Annotated in this window: 14 protein-coding genes; 7 read left to right on the plus strand and 7 right to left on the minus strand. The window is 38.0% G+C overall.

All coding sequences use genetic code 11. The features are described 5' to 3' along the window. Positions 1–7 precede the first annotated feature (7 nt). Both I6F66_RS03490 and I6F66_RS03495 read left to right on the plus strand, forming a co-directional pair. On the plus strand, positions 8–1,423 hold the full coding sequence (locus I6F66_RS03490) for an FAD-dependent oxidoreductase (RefSeq protein ID WP_007584567.1): 1,416 nt from the start codon (positions 8–10) through the stop codon (positions 1,421–1,423). An 895-nt stretch (positions 1,424–2,318) separates the two neighbouring features. Then, on the plus strand, positions 2,319–3,341 hold the full coding sequence (locus tag I6F66_RS03495; RefSeq protein WP_231609677.1) for a GGDEF domain-containing protein: 1,023 nt from the start codon (positions 2,319–2,321) through the stop codon (positions 3,339–3,341). Positions 3,342–3,712: 371 nt separating this feature from the next. Here the strand turns inward: I6F66_RS03495 and recN are convergent, their stop codons facing one another. From recN to nadK, 3 genes are all read right to left on the minus strand, one after another. Continuing rightward, positions 3,713–5,386 (minus strand): DNA repair protein RecN, encoded by a 1,674-nt coding sequence (gene recN, locus I6F66_RS03500; RefSeq protein WP_007584560.1) that lies wholly within the window; start codon positions 5,384–5,386, stop codon positions 3,713–3,715. A gap of 75 nt (positions 5,387–5,461) precedes the next feature. Beyond that, positions 5,462–6,019 (minus strand): hypothetical protein, encoded by a 558-nt coding sequence (locus tag I6F66_RS03505; RefSeq protein WP_007584558.1) that lies wholly within the window; start codon positions 6,017–6,019, stop codon positions 5,462–5,464. Positions 6,020–6,362: 343 nt separating this feature from the next. Further along, a complete protein-coding gene (nadK, locus tag I6F66_RS03510; RefSeq protein ID WP_004335384.1) occupies positions 6,363–7,247 on the minus strand; it encodes an NAD(+) kinase in 885 nt (294 codons plus the stop codon). 154 nt (positions 7,248–7,401) lie between these two features. Between nadK and I6F66_RS03515 the strand changes: the two genes are divergently transcribed. Then, positions 7,402–8,367, plus strand: coding sequence for an HrcA family transcriptional regulator (locus I6F66_RS03515; protein ID WP_165728238.1), 966 nt, complete (start codon positions 7,402–7,404; stop codon positions 8,365–8,367). A 58-nt stretch (positions 8,368–8,425) separates the two neighbouring features. Beyond that, positions 8,426–9,037, plus strand: a complete 612-nt coding sequence (grpE, locus tag I6F66_RS03520; RefSeq protein WP_007375833.1) for a nucleotide exchange factor GrpE — start codon at positions 8,426–8,428, stop codon at positions 9,035–9,037. Positions 9,038–9,071: 34 nt separating this feature from the next. On the opposite strand, the gene I6F66_RS03525 is transcribed toward grpE, so the two are convergent. Next, the gene (locus tag I6F66_RS03525; protein ID WP_010553412.1) at positions 9,072–10,274 is read right to left on the minus strand and encodes a Bcr/CflA family efflux MFS transporter; all 1,203 of its coding nucleotides are present in this window, start codon (positions 10,272–10,274) and stop codon (positions 9,072–9,074) included. Positions 10,275–10,471: 197 nt separating this feature from the next. On the opposite strand from I6F66_RS03525, the gene I6F66_RS03530 reads away from it, so the two are divergent. Then, a complete protein-coding gene (locus I6F66_RS03530; RefSeq protein ID WP_010553413.1) occupies positions 10,472–11,269 on the plus strand; it encodes a M48 family metallopeptidase in 798 nt (265 codons plus the stop codon). A gap of 67 nt (positions 11,270–11,336) precedes the next feature. Here I6F66_RS03530 and I6F66_RS03535 read toward each other — a convergent pair whose 3' ends face one another. The 3 genes from I6F66_RS03535 to I6F66_RS03545 all read right to left on the minus strand — a co-directional run bounded on the left by I6F66_RS03535 (position 11,337) and on the right by I6F66_RS03545 (position 14,749). Further along, a complete protein-coding gene (locus I6F66_RS03535; RefSeq protein WP_197208781.1) occupies positions 11,337–12,353 on the minus strand; it encodes an alpha/beta fold hydrolase in 1,017 nt (338 codons plus the stop codon). A gap of 161 nt (positions 12,354–12,514) precedes the next feature. Next, positions 12,515–13,303, minus strand: coding sequence for a nucleoside-binding protein (locus I6F66_RS03540; RefSeq protein ID WP_197208782.1), 789 nt, complete (start codon positions 13,301–13,303; stop codon positions 12,515–12,517). Positions 13,304–13,435: 132 nt separating this feature from the next. Then, positions 13,436–14,749 (minus strand): Na+/H+ antiporter NhaC family protein, encoded by a 1,314-nt coding sequence (locus I6F66_RS03545; protein ID WP_007584540.1) that lies wholly within the window; start codon positions 14,747–14,749, stop codon positions 13,436–13,438. A gap of 364 nt (positions 14,750–15,113) precedes the next feature. Here I6F66_RS03545 and dapB point away from each other — a divergent pair, with 364 nt between their 5' ends. After that, complete coding sequence (gene dapB / locus I6F66_RS03550) at positions 15,114–15,917, plus strand: 4-hydroxy-tetrahydrodipicolinate reductase (RefSeq protein ID WP_197176506.1); 804 nt, start codon at positions 15,114–15,116, stop codon at positions 15,915–15,917. A 362-nt stretch (positions 15,918–16,279) separates the two neighbouring features. Further along, positions 16,280–17,416 carry a glutamine-hydrolyzing carbamoyl-phosphate synthase small subunit gene (gene carA, locus I6F66_RS03555; protein ID WP_165741051.1) on the plus strand — a complete coding sequence of 379 codons (1,137 nt, stop codon included), beginning with the start codon at positions 16,280–16,282 and terminating at the stop codon, positions 17,414–17,416.

Consider the following 17,416-nt stretch of genomic DNA (forward strand, 5'->3'; position numbering starts at 1 on the left):
GGGCAGTATGAGCGAAAATGTATATCAATTTATAGACGTGCAGCGTGTAGACCCACGCAAAAAACCAATCTCGTCACGTAAAAAATCTTTCGTAGAAATTTACGAACCCTTTTCAGAGAATCAGGTTAACTCACAAGCTGACCGTTGTTTAGATTGTGGTAACCCATACTGTGAGTGGAAATGTCCAGTACATAACTACATTCCACAATGGCTAAAGTTAATACGCACAGGCCGTATTATAGAGGCGGCAGAGCTTTCTCATCGTACAAATAGCTTACCAGAGGTTTGTGGGCGTGTTTGCCCACAAGACCGCTTGTGTGAAGGCTCGTGTACGCTCGATGAAGAGTTTGGTGCGGTTACAATTGGTAATATTGAAAAATACATTACTGATGAGGCATTTAAAATGGGCTGGAAGCCTGATATGTCTTATGTAACATGGACTGACAAAAAAGTAGCCATTATTGGTGCGGGCCCTGCAGGTTTAGGGTGTGCTGATATTTTAGTGCGTAACGGTGTTAAACCAGTGGTGTTTGATCGTCACCCAGAAATAGGTGGACTACTCACATTTGGTATTCCTTCTTTTAAACTTGAAAAATCAGTAATGCAAAAGCGCCGTGAAATTTTCACTGAAATGGGCGTAGAATTTAAGTTAAATGTTGAAGTAGGTGTTGATATTACACTTGACCAAATTTTAGCTGATTACGACGCTGTGTTTTTAGGGGTTGGTACGTATCAGAGTATGCGTGCAGGTCTTGAAAATGAAGATGCAGCGGGTGTTCACGATGCATTGCCGTTTTTGATTGGTAACACGAACCGTGTAATGGGCTACGATGAGACAAAACAACCGTGTATTGATATGGCTAATCAAAAAGTAGTTGTACTTGGCGGTGGTGATACAGCGATGGACTGTGTGCGTACGTCTATTCGACAAAATGCTGCAAAAGTAACGTGTGCTTATCGTCGTGATAAAGAAAATATGCCAGGCTCTAAACGTGAAGTTAAAAACGCGAAAGAAGAAGGCGTTATATTTACGTATAACGTTCAGCCTAAAGGCATTGTACTGAACGATAAAGGTAAAGTGACCGGCGTTAAAATGGTTAAAACTAAATTAGGTGAACCTGACGCAAAAGGCAGAAGCCGTGCTGAAGAAGTACCTGGTTCAGAACATGTTATTGAAGCTGATCAAGTTATTATGGCGTTTGGTTTCCAGCCTCACAAAATGGATTGGTTAGAAAAATACGATGTAGAAATAAACAACTGGGGCGGTATTAACGCACCAGAACAAGGTGAGTTTACACATCAAACTACTAACCCTAAGATATTTGCTGGTGGCGACATTGTACGTGGTTCAGATTTAGTGGTAACTGCTATTTTTGAAGGACGTAACGCTGCAGAAGGTATTATGGATTACTTAAAAGTTTAATTTTTCGTGTAAAATAACGATATTTAAAGCAAGCCAAGTGGCTTGCTTTTTTATTTGTTTTATCCAAATGTAATGTCAACGTAATTAGTGACAAATGTGGCTATATTTATACCACCTTTTGTATGGCTTTCTTGAACAACACCTTTTGTTAGTAACTTTCAGAGAAACTGCTTTGTTATTATGGGTTGTTCTTTCTAAGCCAAATGCGATTTCTTTGGGTATCTACTAATCGGCTTTCAGGGCTCGTTTCATATATATAAACGTTATCGACACTTCTTTCTTCTATGTCGTTTATATACTCTAATACCAATTCGCTTAATTAAGTAATCTATTTTGAGATAACAAAATTATGTCGATAATGAGGCTAAAGTTTCGCTACTTAGGTGTTTTCGGCAATTACCTCTACATTGCTTTGTATTCATGCAGTCGTATCTCGAAAGTTTTAACGCAGTTAGCGCCAAGTTCAATCCTTGAAATTGATTGAGTATTATCGCGGATTGGTATAATGCGTGTATTTTTTTGTAACGGCACTTTTATTGATTAATGTGTTGTTTACTCGGTCCAGGCACAATTCATAGAATAGTTACTACCATCTTTAACTATGCAGGTTTAAATTATTTTTTGACTACCAGTCAGTTCGATTATTGCAGGAATAAAAGGGCGTACTTATATAATTTAGCAAATGGTATTAGTGCCAAGCAATTTAATATCGTAAAAATGTACTTACCTGAGATAAATGCAAGAGGCTAAAAATAAGTGCACAATTGTCAGTGCTAATTACTAACCTTAATAGTTGATTTAAATATAAAGTAGGTTCATTATTGCACGCTGTTTACGGTTTGCTTACTTTATATCTATAAGTTTGCTTTTATACATTAATAAATAAATAGAAATTATGTACGAATATTCAAACAATTTAGAAAGGAAGCTCATTGTTCGGTTCTTTTCCTCAATAGGCTTTATAGCAACGTTTTCGATGGCTAGCTTAGCATTTATTAACAGTAGCTATTTATTAGCATTTACTTTGGTTGTTTCTTCGTTTGTTTACTTATCGGCGTTTAATATAGGTAGAGGTGTAGAGAAGTCTGCAACTGTAATTTTATATAACCTGTATGCACTGATGTTTTATCTTGTACTTACAGGAGGAGCACAAGGTACAGGGCCTATATGGATATTTATAGTGTCTCCTGTTACTTATTCAATTCGAGGGCTTAAACGAGGGACGTTTGATATTGTTTTATTTTTATCGGCAATTGTTCTCGGTTTCTATTGCGCTGATACATTTAATATATATGACTACAATCCTGAGCAGTTTCCAGTCAGAATCATACTCGCTTTTATAATTGTTGCATCGCTGAGTGGTTATTACGAATTTTCAAGAGAAAAATACAGCAGTAAATTAATTGCTTTAAGCCAAAAAAATGAATTTTTAGCAACTATAGATCCACTCACTAATCTGCCAAACCGTCGTTTCACTATGAATAAGCTTATAGCTTTTAAAAATGAGCTTAAAAATAATAATATTCCGTTTGTAATATTATTAGCTGATGTAGATAATTTTAAAAAAATTAATGATCAATTCGGCCATGATTTTGGCGATGAAGCTCTTATCCATTTAGCCAAAACATTTGAAAATAATATTCCGCAAAATGCGATTGCTTCACGTTGGGGCGGTGAGGAGTTTTTAATTGTGATTCCAAATGTAACCGTTGATGATGGCGAGCTCGTTGCAGAAAAAATCCATAATGCCCTTAAAGCTTCAGCTGTAAGCTTATTTTCAGATAGTGTAAATATAACGCTAAGCATTGGCATCACAGCTGCAAACGCTGAACGCTCAATTGACCTAGATATTAAGCATGCTGATGAACTACTTTATAAAGCAAAAGAGCAAGGTAAAAACAGAACGTGCTCTTTTTAAATGTTTATTTACTTTAATCCATTGAAAACGAATCAAGGGATGGCCTTATTTTAGCCTTTCTACGTTTTAAGCTCATGTAGCATATTACAATACACGCAATCTGCATTGTAATTAAAACCCAATAACTAACACCTAAATCACTTAGTCCATTTATTTTTTCGCTAGTAAAGTAATAGGCCACAACGATTAGTTGAAAAACTAAAAAGCTATTTAAAAACTTAAATAAACGTTGTTTAAAACAAGTATGTTTATATTTACTAAATATAATTAAACAGGTGCTTAGTACTAATAACAACCAACTTAAAATTATACAAAAATCAACTAAAGTACTGTGCATTATTTAATCCTTGAAGACGTTATTTACTAACACATTAGGCGTGAGCCATTATTAGTTCTTTAGCATTTGCTTTAGCTGTTTTGCTTATGTTGTCGCCGCCAAGTAAACGGGCTATTTCATTAATACGGCCATCTTTATTTAAAGGCAGCATATGAGTAAACGTTTCGCCTTGTGCTATTTCTTTAGCTACAAAAAATTGCTGATGTGCACTACTGGCAACTTGCGGTAAATGAGTAACACAAATTACTTGAGTTGATTTACCTAATTGGCGTAATAACTTACCTACAGCAGATGCCGTTGGGCCAGAAATACCTACATCAACTTCATCAAAAATAAGCGTTGGGGTTGTTACTTTTTGGGCAATAATTACCTGTATAGCAAGACTTATACGAGAAAGCTCACCACCTGATGCTACTTTAGCTAATGGTTGAAGTGGTTGCCCCGGATTAGTTGATACTAAAAACGAGACATTATCAAAGCCTAGGCTGTTTGGTGTACGATTACTCTCTTGAGTTAAGGCTATTTCAAAAACACCGTTTTCCATTGATAAGTTAGCCATGCTTTCACTTATTAGTGTGTTAAGTGTATTAGCATACTCGCAGCGGCTTTTACTTAATTCATCAGCAGTTTGCTTGTAACTAAGTAACGCGCTTTCTATTTCTGACTCAAGCTGCTCCAGACGATTACTATTATTACTTATTGACTCAAGTTCTTGAGCAATCGATTGATGAAACTCAACTAACTGCTGTGGTTTTATATGATGCTTACGCGCTAAATCCATCGCTCCACTTAGCCTATTTTCTACTTCAACTAAGCGTGCCGGGTCTAAATCTGCTTGCTCAGTGTAATTGCGCACTTCGCGGCTTGCTTCTTCAACTTGTACAGCGGCTTCGCTAAGCATAGCAGCTACGCTTGCTAAACTTTCGTCATATTGAGCCAGTTCGGTAAATTGTTGAGCGCTGTGCTGTAGTAATGAGCAAGCGTTTTGCTCATCACTTTCATATAAGTGTTGTAACTCACGTTGGCACGATTCTAATATTGTTTGGCTATTGCTTAGTTTGTAATGCTCAGCCTCAATTAAATCAAACTCATTTTCTTGTAATGCAAATTCATCAAGCTCAGCAACTTGATACTCTAACAATTGTTTTTGCGCTGCTTGTTGCTGCTGTTGTTGTTCTAAGTGTTTAAATTCTTTTTGTAAGTTAGCAAACTGTTTATAGTTTTTATTTACTGAGTTTACTAAGTGGTGATGCCCTGCATAGGCATCTAAAAGCTGTAACTGATGCTCAGCTTTTAATAAATATTGGTGGGCATGTTGTCCATGAATAGATATTAAATATTGACCAAGTTCTTTTAATTGTGATGCGGTAACTGCACTACCATTAATATAGCTTTTACTACGGCCATTTTTACAAACAACACGACGTAATAAGCACTCGTTGTCAGAAGTGCTTAGCATATGTTGCTCTAAAAATGCTTGAGCAAGCGGTAGATCTGTTAAGTCAAATTGTGCACATACTTCTGCTTTATCAGAGCTTGGGCGAACTGCTGATGCTTCAGCGCGCTCACCTAAGCATAGCGATAAGGCATCAATAGCAATAGATTTACCAGCACCTGTCTCACCTGTGATCGCAGTCATACCGCTGCGCCATTCTGTGCTTAAATTACTTACGATTGCAAAATTTTTAACTTCTAAACCAATTAACATACTGTTTATCCATCCAGTCAATTAACTGTTAATTTATACAGTGTTTTGGTTTTTTGCAAATTAATTTTTTATTATTTAAGCAACACTTACATCTTGAGTAAACTGTGTATCGGAAGTTTGGGAAGATGCATCAATTTGATCATCAACAATATCAGTAGGTTGTATACTCTCTTCGGTTTTAAGCAGAGCAATGAGGGGAGGTAATGTATTAATATAAAAACTCTTATTGTATAAAATGCCTTGCTGGGGCAACTCAGATACAAAGTACTGTATATTATCAATCAATGGTTGAATTATATTTGTTTGATTGATTTTAATTAACTCGTTGGACAACGTATTAATTAGTAGGTCGGCGGTATCTTCAAGCTGTTGCAAGTTCTCGTCTGTATGTGATTGAACAACAAAAAAATTATTTACAATAGCTTGAATGCGAGGAACGTATTTTGGGCGAATTATTTTAGCATCAAGTAGATCATTAAGCTTTGCTTTAAGGCGCGTATTTACATGCGAAACACGTTCATTAAATAGCTTTTTTCTAGCTTCTATCGCTTTTTTACGGTTACTCTCAATTTTGAGGTAACTGTATAAAAGTGTAATTAATAGCAGTAAAGCAAAGAATACTACATAAGTCATTGCTACTCGTTCCTAAATTAGTTGATTATTATTTTAAGTCGCCATTTTGCTTTATAGTACTAAATTTGGCAATAAGAATAGGGCGTGTTGACCTTTCAGGATTAAGATTTGTTCAATCTAGGGGCGATTTAATCGCGGCGAGAGGTTTGAAACCTAGTGGGCTAAGTAAAAACCGAGCAACAAAGAGTCAATTGCCCCTAGAAAGAACCCTTAGAGCAGCGCATGTTTGGCCTTTATGCTGTGTTATCGCCTATTTATGGGGAATAACCACACTACATAGGCTCTGCCTTGCCTAAATACCAAATATACAGCTGCAAATTTAACCTCGAAAGATAAGCACGCCCTAGTACAAACGACTACCCCAATTCAGTTTTGTACGTAAAACGTTGTAGTAAGAGTAATTTTTTGGATGAATTAAGCGCAATTGTTTATCGGCTTTTTTAATTACTACCTCATCGCCGGGTAATACGGCTAGCACTACGTGGCTGTCGCAGCTTACCTGTAGGCTATCTGTATTTTCTAGGCTTAGCTTTAAACGAACTTCATTATCGGCATCTACCACTAAAGGTCTGCTAGATAAGGTATGAGGAAACATAGGTACTAACGATATAGCATTTAGTTCTGGCGTTAATATTGGACCGCCACCTGAAAGTGAATACGCCGTAGAGCCTGTCGGGGTTGATACTATTAAACCATCGGAGCGCTGAGAAAACACAAAGTCATTATTTATAAAAGCTTCAAATTCAATCATGTGCGCTACTTTATCGGCATGAAGTACCGCTTCGTTAACGGCTGAGTTTGCACTTTTTAATTCGTTGTGGCGATATACTTCTACTTCTAATAAAAAACGTTTTTCTTCAAGATACTCACCACTGAGTACTTGCTCTAAGCTCGCTTCAAACCCTTCGGGGTTTAAATCAGTTAAAAAGCCAAGGTTGCCTCTATTTACACCAATTACAGCAATGTTAAAGCGCGCAAGTACGCGAGCTGCGCCAAGCATGTTACCGTCACCGCCTACAACAATGGCTAAATCGGCTTGTTCACCTAAGTCGACTAACTTAACAAGTTTGTCATGCGGAATATCGTCTAACTGACTCCCTGTGCGTTTTTCTACTATTACCTCAAAGCCAAGCGCAAGTAAAAAGGTATGTAAACGCTGCAGAGTAGCCGCTGCTCCCGGATGATTAGGTTTGCCAATTAGGCCTATGGTGTTAAAAGGAGAGTCCATAATGTACGCACAAAGAGATTTAATAATTGTAGAGTAACTCAAAACAGAAGTGTTTGAAAATACAGATTATAGCAATATTATAAACCATCAGTTTTATTCACTGTGAGTTAGCCGCACGACTTGAAAAAGAACTAAACGCCCCGATATCTCTTTCATGCAACAAGATGTAGATACCATGAAACTAAACCCACGAGATCAGCAAATTTTTTCAGCTGTTATGAACATGTACTGTAATGGTGAAGGCTTGCCTGTTCCATCAACAAAAATTGCCAAGCTCAAAGGCATGGCTGTGTGTTCGGCTACGGTTCGTAATGCTATGGCTCGCTTAGAAAAAGTGGGCTTATTGTATTCACCTCATACATCCGCAGGGCGAGTGCCGACAAATGAAGGGTTTGATTATTGGTTTGACGAATTTTTTGTGCTTGCTGATATTGCTAATTATTGGCAACCACAGCAGTCACAACTCGTTGAGCTAGCGCATGGTTTGAGCCAAAAATACCAAGTATGTTGTTGTGTTGGTTTACCTCAAGCCAGTTCACAGCAAGTGTTTAGAGTAGAAGTGCTTGATTTTGATTCTACCGACTGGCTTATTTTATTAATAGATAGGGCAGGGCAGAGTCACAATATTTGTATTGATAAACCTCATGATTCGTCAGACTCTGTTCGTTATCAATTTGCCACTTGGTTGAACACTGTATTTAGCCAACAAACCTTAATGGAAGGTTTGTACCGTATGCAAGCTATGGCAAATACAGCGCCTCGAAATTGTCATGATTCGCTTAATCAATGGACGCGACAACTAAGCCAAAAATTAGGCTCAGATAATAGTATTGTTGTTGGTGAAAATTACCTCTACAAACAAATAGACTGCGAACAAAGTTTAAATATTGGTGTTTCATTTTTAAATTATGTAGAAGATAAGCTTGCTTTTAAAAATGGTGTATCGGTACTTAATAGCGAAAAATTACCTTTTACTGAGTGCGATGAATTAATTGTAATAAGCGTGCCGTACTTTAAAAATCAAGAATATCAAAGCCGTTTTTGTATAATTTGTCCTAAATCAGCGCAGATTGAAGAAATAATTCAAGAATTTAAATTAATTGAGGTATCTAACTCTTGAATCTTTTTATTCAATCCCCATAATTACCGCAGTTGTAAAGAATTGGAGCACGTATTTTATGTCTGAGCAGACACAAAACCCTGAGCAAGAAGTAGAATTAAACGAAGAAATTTCTAAAATGCAGGCTGATGTAGAAGCAGCAGTAGAAGCCGCTGATCAGCATGCAGAACAAGAACAAAGCCCTGAAGCAGAAATTGCGATGTTATATGCAGAGCTTGAAGCTGCAAAGCAAACAATTGCTGATCAAAAAGACGGTGTTGTTCGTGCCGCAGCAGATGTAGATAATATTCGTCGTCGTGCAGCACAAGATGTAGAAAAAGCGCATAAATTTGCACTAGAAAAATTTGCTAACGAATTACTACCTGTAATTGATAACCTTGAACGTGCTATTGAATTTTCTGATAAAGAAAATGAGACACTAAAGCCGTTGCTTGAAGGTATCGATATGACGGTTAAGAGCTTTAATGACGCTGTTTCTAAATTTGGTGTTGAAATTGTAAACCCACAAGGTGAGCAGTTTAATCCAGATTTTCATCAAGCAATGTCAATTCAACCAAGTAACGATGTAACACCTAATACAGTACTTGCTGTTATGCAAAAAGGTTACACATTGAATGGTCGTTTATTACGCCCTGCAATGGTTATGGTTTCTAAAGCTGCAGACGCTTAATTAATTTAAGGTTATTAGCTTTGATAAAAATGCCTCATATTGAGGCATTTTTTTTGTCTTTTTTATAGTGAATTAGCTGTACGAGCATAGTGAGTAACACAGCACTAAACATTAAACTTGAAAATGGTACTGCGCTTTTTGCATGCATAATGGCGAGTAACGGGCCAACTAATGCACCACTACCAAAACGAAGTGTGCCAATTACGGCCGTTGCTGTACCTGTGTTTCTTTCAAACTTCATTAATATTAGCGAATCAGCATTACTTGCAGTGACACCTAAACTCATCATTAATGGCGCAATAGCAGCCACAATATAATAAAGTGATAAGTGCAATAAGCTAAATGTTAACAGCGCAAGCCCCGATACAAACCCACATACAAGCCCAATATAGAGCATTTTTCGAGAGCCCAGCCTTGGTACAATTCGCGTATTTAAAAAGTTACCAAACATAAGCGCCATTACATTAAACGCAAATAACACACCAAATAACTGTTCTGACACTTCATATAAATCTAAATAAATAAATGGTACTGAGGTCAAAAAGCAAAAAAATCCAAAGGATACAAACATAGAACTGAGTATATCCGCACGTGCGTCTTTATTACTCAGTACTGTTTTATAGCTGTCAAAAAATAGAGCGAGGCCTTTTTTCTCATTTTTATGAATAGGTATATCTATTAAATACACTTGTACAAACGCTAATATTAAAAAGCTATATCCAGCAAGAACCAAAAATATGGTTGACCAAACAGAAAATCCTAAAATAAACGAACCAACAGAGGGGGCTACTAACGGTGCTACCATCATGATCATCGACACATACGACATTCCCTTAGCTGTATTTTGCTGATAAATATGGCGAATAATACCCGGTACGACTACGGTTGCTGCCGCTCCGGTAAATGCTTGCACTGCTCTAAGAGTCCAAAACGCATGGATTTCGGTTGTAAATGCGAGTGCAAGTGAGCTTGCGCCAAATAGGGTTAAGCCAATACGTGCGAGCTTACGGCGGCCAATTTGATCGGCAATAGGGCCAAAAAATAACATCCCCAATGAATAACCCGCTAAGTAAATACTCAACGATATTTGTACATTTGGCATATTAGTTTGTAAATCGCTTGCAATTACCAGCATGGCGGGCAAATACATATCAATAGCCAAAGGAGTAATCGCCACGATACTGGCTAATAAAGGCAATAAAATACGGGTATTAAAAGACGAGGCTGAGGCGTCCATGTGTAAACTCAACAATCACTAAAAACAAGGGCTATAGTGTAACAGGGCATTGTATTTGGATAAACTTAGTTTGCCTGCTAAGTTTATCGTCTCATCGTATCTTTTTAATATAAAGGTATATAAAGCAAATATTTTAAATTGGTACTGTGTTTGCTATTCTACAAGCAATAAAAAATTCATTACTTAAGAGAATTATCATGAAAAAACTAGTACTTGCAGTATTAGCGACAGCCGTTTTAGTCGGTTGCAAAACGTCACCAACAGGACGCACTCAAATAGCGCTTTACTCAGATCAACAAATGAGTGAAATGGGCACTGCTAGTTTTGCAGATATGAAAAAAAGCCAACCAATTAATAAAGATGCAAAAACAAATGCATATGTAAATTGCATTGCTGAAAAAGTAGTGGCTGTATTACCAAAAGAATACGCGTCGCAAAATTGGGAAGTAGTTGTATTTGAAGATGAATCTGCTAATGCATTTGCACTACCTGGTGGTTACATTGGGGTGCATACGGGCTTATTAAAAATAGCCACCAATCAAGACCAACTAGCAACAGTGCTAGGGCACGAAGTAGGGCACGTAATTGCTGAGCATTCTAATGAACGTGTTTCACAAAGCTCTATTTTAGATACCGGTATGCAACTTGGTAGTGCAGCACTTGAAATGGGTAACATTCAATACCGTAATGAAATTATGCAGGGTCTAGGCTTAGGCGCACAGTATGGTGTTGTTTTGCCATTTAGCCGTTCGCACGAGTCAGAAGCTGATGAAATTGGCTTAGATTTAATGGCTGAAGCAGGCTTTAATCCACAAGAATCAGTAACCCTTTGGCAAAATATGAGTGCAGCAGGTAGTGGTACAACACCTGAGTTTTTATCAACTCACCCAGCGCCAAGCAGTCGTATTAAAGACTTACAAGCACAAATGAGTAAAGCACTTAGTGAGCAAAGTACAGCTAAAGCACAGGGTAAAAACCCACAATGTAAGTTGTAATTTAGCTTCTATAATAAAAACCCTGTAAGTAGTTTACTTACAGGGTTTTTATATTCAGCACTCACTTCTATTTAGTTGTAAGCGCCTTTTGTAATACATTTTTAAAGGGTTCAAAATCTTCAATGTGCGGCAGGTGCCCTAAGTTATCTAGTTCGAATAATTGTGCGTCAGGAATAAGTGTTGCAGCGTGTTTGCCTAATTTATCGTATCGACCAAGCTCGTAATCAACATCCTCTTTTTTCCAGTTACGGCCTGGACCGGTTCTATCGCGTGTACCAATAATTAATTTAACTGGCACAGTTAAATCTTTAAATTCGGTTATTACAGGTTGAGTGAAAATCATATCGTATGTTTTTGCATTCACCCATGCCATTTGTTCTTTATCTGGGCCTTGTATTTGCCCTGTTATAAAGTCAGTTAAGGCTGAATATGTTGTATTCCACTTACCATCGTAGTAATTTTTTTGCTGATAACGTTTAACGCCTTCCGGTGTTTTTGAAAGCTCGTTTTTATAGAAAAAATTAGTATCTTTGTAATCAACATACTGCAAGTAGTTTTCAAGCCCAATAGGGTTTAATAAAATTAGCTTTTTAGTGGCGTTTGGGTACATTAATGCAAAACGACTCGCTAGCATCCCACCCATAGAGTGCCCAAGTACAATCGACTCTTTAATATTAAGAGAATCTATTAACGCGTGAGTATGATGAGCAAGCGTCGCAAACGAATACTGGTAATTAGTTGGCTTAGACGACTTGCCAAAACCAATTTGATCAGGGATTAATACCCCATAACCTAAAGATTGCAGGTATTGCGCAGTGGTAGTCCAGTAGTCAGCATTAAAATTTTTGCCATGCATAAGTGTAACTGTAGGCATATCGGCTTTAGTTGGCTTTAAGTAAATATAAGCCATTTTTAATGATTGTTTTTGCGACTCAAGTGCAAAGTAATTTACCTTAAAATCGTATTCGTAATTGCTTAATAGTGCATCATAAGAAAGGGCGGATGTATCTTGAGAAGTGCCAGCTAAGGCATTGTTTGTTAGTACTAATAAAGTAGAGAAACAAATCACTTTAATCGACGACATTCAGTTACTCCTAGTAAAGGCGAGCGCTTGGCTTAAAAAGAAGTACAACAATAACTAAGTATTTAAACCTGTTCAATTAAATGTTTTACGTGGACGAAAAAAAGCGAAGCTAAAATAGTGCTTCGCTTATTATTACTGAGTAAAGAGCTGATTGTTGAAGCTTAAAATGTCCACTCAATATGGATTTGTGGTACCGATTCAGTGACTTCAGTACCTAATTTGTTGTGCCAGTATTGTAATTCCATTCCCAGCAGTAGTGTGTTTTCTTTCATTTGAAGGGCGTGACCCATATCCCACACTAAAATAGGCTGTGCTAGTATCCAAGCTTCTACATCGTTACCAAATTCATCTTCACGCTCTGCGATGTATTCAGCGTGGCCTTTAAAGCTAAACTTTTGTGAGCCAATAGTGAAAGGATATTCAAAAGCTACATCAAGCATCCAACTATTAGTTTCAATAGGTGCGCCGCCTTTTGCTACACCTTCACTATCGTCAATGTAGGCTGTGAACAGCGTTTGAAAAAAGTTAAACCCAGGTACATCCCAGCTTAATTTAACACCTGGTAGATACTTCATTACTTTTGCATCACCAGCAACGTTAATACCGCCCGTTAGGCCAACATCTAATAATGCGCCAGAGCCAATTTGCTTACCAGTGATGGCAGATAAGCTAACCGTTGAGTACCACTCACCATAAAAATCAGCATCTTGGTAACCGTCATCTATATCGTCTTTACTGTAATCAATAAAAAAGAAATTATCGCCGTAGTCATAGCCCGATGCATGTTGAAGCGAGTAAACAGTGGTGTCTGACTCTTGCTCAGTGAATGGATTTTTTTGGCTGCCATTATTTATATGTACTGCTGTACGGCTCCAATTGGCAGCGAAAGCCGACGATGATAAAGCGAGAGAAGTAAGGGTAATAAAAGGGAGTAATTTTTTAAATTTCATAACTGTTTATAACTATAATTTTAGTGACACGCGGAAGCGGCAATTATAGCAGAAGAGATTGATTTTTTGATCGCTAATTTAACACATGTTGCAGCCTACTTAATAAGCTGCAACATGTAATGACTCAATTTATTACGCTTTATTACGGCGTAAACAAATAATAGTAATTGCAGTAAAGGCTAAAATAAAGCAGTAATAAGAAGACGTTGATACTTCCCACGGGCTAATTTTAAACGTAGCGCCTAACAGTAGCGCTTGTGCGCCATAAGGAAGTGAGCCTTGCGTTACACAAGCAAATATATCAAGCAAACTTGCAGAGCGTTTACCGCTTATTTCACCATCATCTGCCAGCTTTTTAGCAATAGGGCCAGCAACAATAATAGATACGGTATTATTAGCAATACACATATTACTTGTCATAACCAATGCTGCAATACCTAATTGATCGGCCACTTTACGGTGCCATTTTGCGATGATTTTAGTTATGGCTTGAATTTTTTGGGCAATGAAATCAAGGCCACCGTTAATACGAATAAATTCAGATAAGCCACCAATAAACATTGATAGTAAAAATATTTCCTGCATATCGGTAAAGCCTTTGTAAATATCTTTTACAAAGCTTGCGCCTTCATAACTTCCTGTAAAGCCCATTAATGCAGCAAAAATAATACCGCTAAACAACACTACAAATACGTTCAAGCCAGCAACGGCTAACACTAAAATAAAAGCATAAGGAAGTACTAACCAAATATCGTAATCTTTGGTCTCAACTACTTGTGCTGCAGGTGTTAAGTAAAACAACAAGCCAATAGTTAGTATTGCAGCAGGGACTGCAATTTTAAGATTCTCTTTAAACTTGTCTTTCATTTCACAGCCCTGCGTTCGTGTGGCTGCAATAGTGGTGTCGGAAATAATTGATAGGTTATCGCCAAACATAGCGCCAGATACAATCGTACCTGCCATTAATGCTGGATCTATACCGGTTTTAATTGATACCGCATAAGCAATAGGCCCAATAGCACCGATTGTTCCCATTGACGTCCCCATAGCTGTTGATACAACCGCTGCAATTAAAAATAAGCCAGGGAGCAATAACGAAGGTGGAATAAGTGATAAGCCAGCATTTACTACCGCATCTACACCACCAGTTGCACTGGCAACGGCAGAAAAAGCACCTGCAAGTAAGTAAATTAAACACATGGTAATAATATTGTTGTGTCCGGCACCTTTAATAAAGGTCTCTACACATTCGTTTACTGTGCCTTTATTTAAAATAAACGCAAGCATAATAGCGGGTAATATAGCCACTGGAGCAGGAAGTTGATAAAAAGCGTAATCAACCCCTTGCGATTGCAAGTACAAACCAGAGCCTAAAAATAGTGCTACAAAGGTCAGTAGGGGAAGTAAAGAAAGTATAGCTTTGTTTTTATTAAATGATGGCTGCATCATATTCCTCGTAAACAGTTTAGTAATACAACAGCCAAAAACTCCTCTTTTAGCTGAATTTAGCGAGTCACTCTTATTTTATTAATTAAGAAGACCGCAGCGCCCGCAAGCCAAAGACCAAATCGACGCGAAAGAGAAGTTTAAATGTATAGATGGCTAAAGTAAACTGGTATTGTTATTATTATTAAATTAAAAGGTCACCTGACTATTGCATGACTTTTAGATAATATCTACAAAGTAACGCTATTTTCAGCGATTAATATTTGTCCAGTTGCATAAAAATGCCCAAGTGCGTATTTGCAATCCTCCGGATATATACTCAGATTAGTAAAAAACGGATTCAAATTTAAATTAGGTAAAAACAATGACTACAAATCGAATAGGCGTTTTTGGTGCTAATGGCAGAATGGGCTTAGCTCTATTAGAAGCAGCGACAATTAAAGAGCAAACACAACTTACAGGTGCATACGTTCGTAGTAGTTCATCGTTATTAGGTATTAATGTAAACCAAGTAAATAGCGCAGCCGACAACAGTGTTAGCTTTAGCGAAGAAACCACAATAGATAATGTAGATATTTTAATCGACTTTACGCTTCCTGCAGGTATGAAAAATCATTTAAAAACCGCTGTAGCACAAAAAATTCCTATGGTTATTGGTACAACGGGTTTAACAACCGAGGATATGGCGCTACTACACGATGCAGCCAAACATATTCCAATTGTATTTGCCCGAAACTACAGTGTTGGCGTAAATGTACTATTAAACCTAGTACAAACAGCGGCAACTAAGTTTGGTGACGATTTAGATATTGAAATATTTGAAGCGCATCATCGTCATAAAATCGATGCGCCATCGGGCACAGCATTAGCCATTGGCGAATCAATTGCACAGGCTAAAGGCTGGGACCACGACGAGGTTGCTGTATATGACCGCAGCCAAGTGGAGACAGCTAAATCGCAAAATGAAATTGGTTATTCGGTACTAAGAGGGGGCGATATAGTAGGTGAACACACCGCATACTTCGCTACAATGGGCGAAAGGCTTGAATTAACCCATAAAGCAAGTTCAAGAATGACGTTCGCTCTAGGTGCTGTAAGGGCTGCAAGCTGGTTGAAAAACAAACCTGCAGGACTTTATGATATGCAAGATGTGCTAGATCTTAAGTAGTTTAGTTACTTTTTTAACTGTTTGGGTCTAATTTCACCTACAGTGACTTGTTTGTAACAATTTACTAAAAAGTGTTAGACCTAAATAGCAACTTCATGTAATATGCAGCCAATTTGCCAAAAATTACTAAATGCGTGTTTCCAATTATACCCAAATGGCTAGTAAATCCTGGGTTTCAGTGGGAATAAAAATAGTTTTAGGCAAGAAAAAATGATTGAAGGTTTAGCGTTTTATATCGGCATCATTTAAGACTGCGTAAAACTATTTAAGCTCACAAAAATCTAGTTTTGACGATCCCTCTGGGTATTGGCGGGGTGTTAAGCAATTGCTTACTCCCGTTTTTTACTGTTAGGAGGTTTAACTTGACTAAATCCGCTCTGTTAGTCCTAGAAGACGGCACAGTGTTTCGCGGTACTGCAATCGGCGCTGACGGCATGTCAGTCGGTGAAGTAGTATTCAATACGTCTATGACTGGTTATCAAGAAATTTTGACTGATCCATCATACGCGGAACAAATCGTAACTTTGACGTACCCACATATCGGTAATACGGGTACCAACAGCGAAGACGAAGAAGCGAATCAAATTTGGGCTAAAGGCCTAGTGATCCGTGATTTGCCACTGCTAGCAAGTAATTTTCGTAACGAGCAATCGTTAGATGATTACTTAAAAGAACGTAATATTTTAGGTATTGCGGACATCGACACCAGAAAGTTAACTCGAATTTTGCGTGATAAAGGCGCACAAAACGGGTGTATTATTGCTGGCGACGAGCTAGACGAAAGTAAAGCGCTACAAGCCGCGCAAGCCTTCCCAGGCTTAAAAGGTATGGATTTAGCAAAAGTTGTCTCAACCAAGGAAAATTTTGAGTGGCGCGAATCAAGCTGGACATTAGGCGAAGGATTTAAAACTCTTGATGCTGCTGATGAAAAGTTTCATGTTGTTACCTACGACTTCGGTGTAAAGCGTAATATTTTACGTATGCTTGTAGACCGTGGTTGTAAACTTACAGTAGTACCAGCGCAAACCTCTGCCGCTGACGTACTGGCTTTAAACCCTGATGGTATCTTCCTATCTAATGGCCCTGGCGATCCTGAGCCATGTACTTACGCTATTGATGCAATTAAAACCTTTTTAGAAACCGACACACCAATTTTTGGTATCTGTTTAGGTCATCAGTTATTAGCCCTTGCCTCAGGTGCTAAAACAGAAAAAATGAAATTTGGCCACCACGGCGCTAACCACCCAGTTAAAGACCTAGACCGCGATGTAGTTATGATCACAGCTCAAAACCATGGTTTTGCAGCGCAAGAGTCAAGCCTGCCAAGTACGCTTCGTGCCACGCACAAATCGTTATTTGACGGAACGCTTCAAGGTATTCATCGTACAGATAAACCTGCGTTTAGCTTCCAGGGTCACCCTGAAGCAAGCCCTGGTCCACACGATGCAGCACCATTATTTGACCACTTCATCGATTTGATGCAAGCGCGTAAACACTAA

The sequence above is a fragment of the Pseudoalteromonas sp. NZS100_1 genome (genome assembly GCF_015864285.1).
In the GTDB taxonomy this organism is placed as follows: Bacteria; Pseudomonadota; Gammaproteobacteria; order Enterobacterales; family Alteromonadaceae; genus Pseudoalteromonas; species Pseudoalteromonas arctica.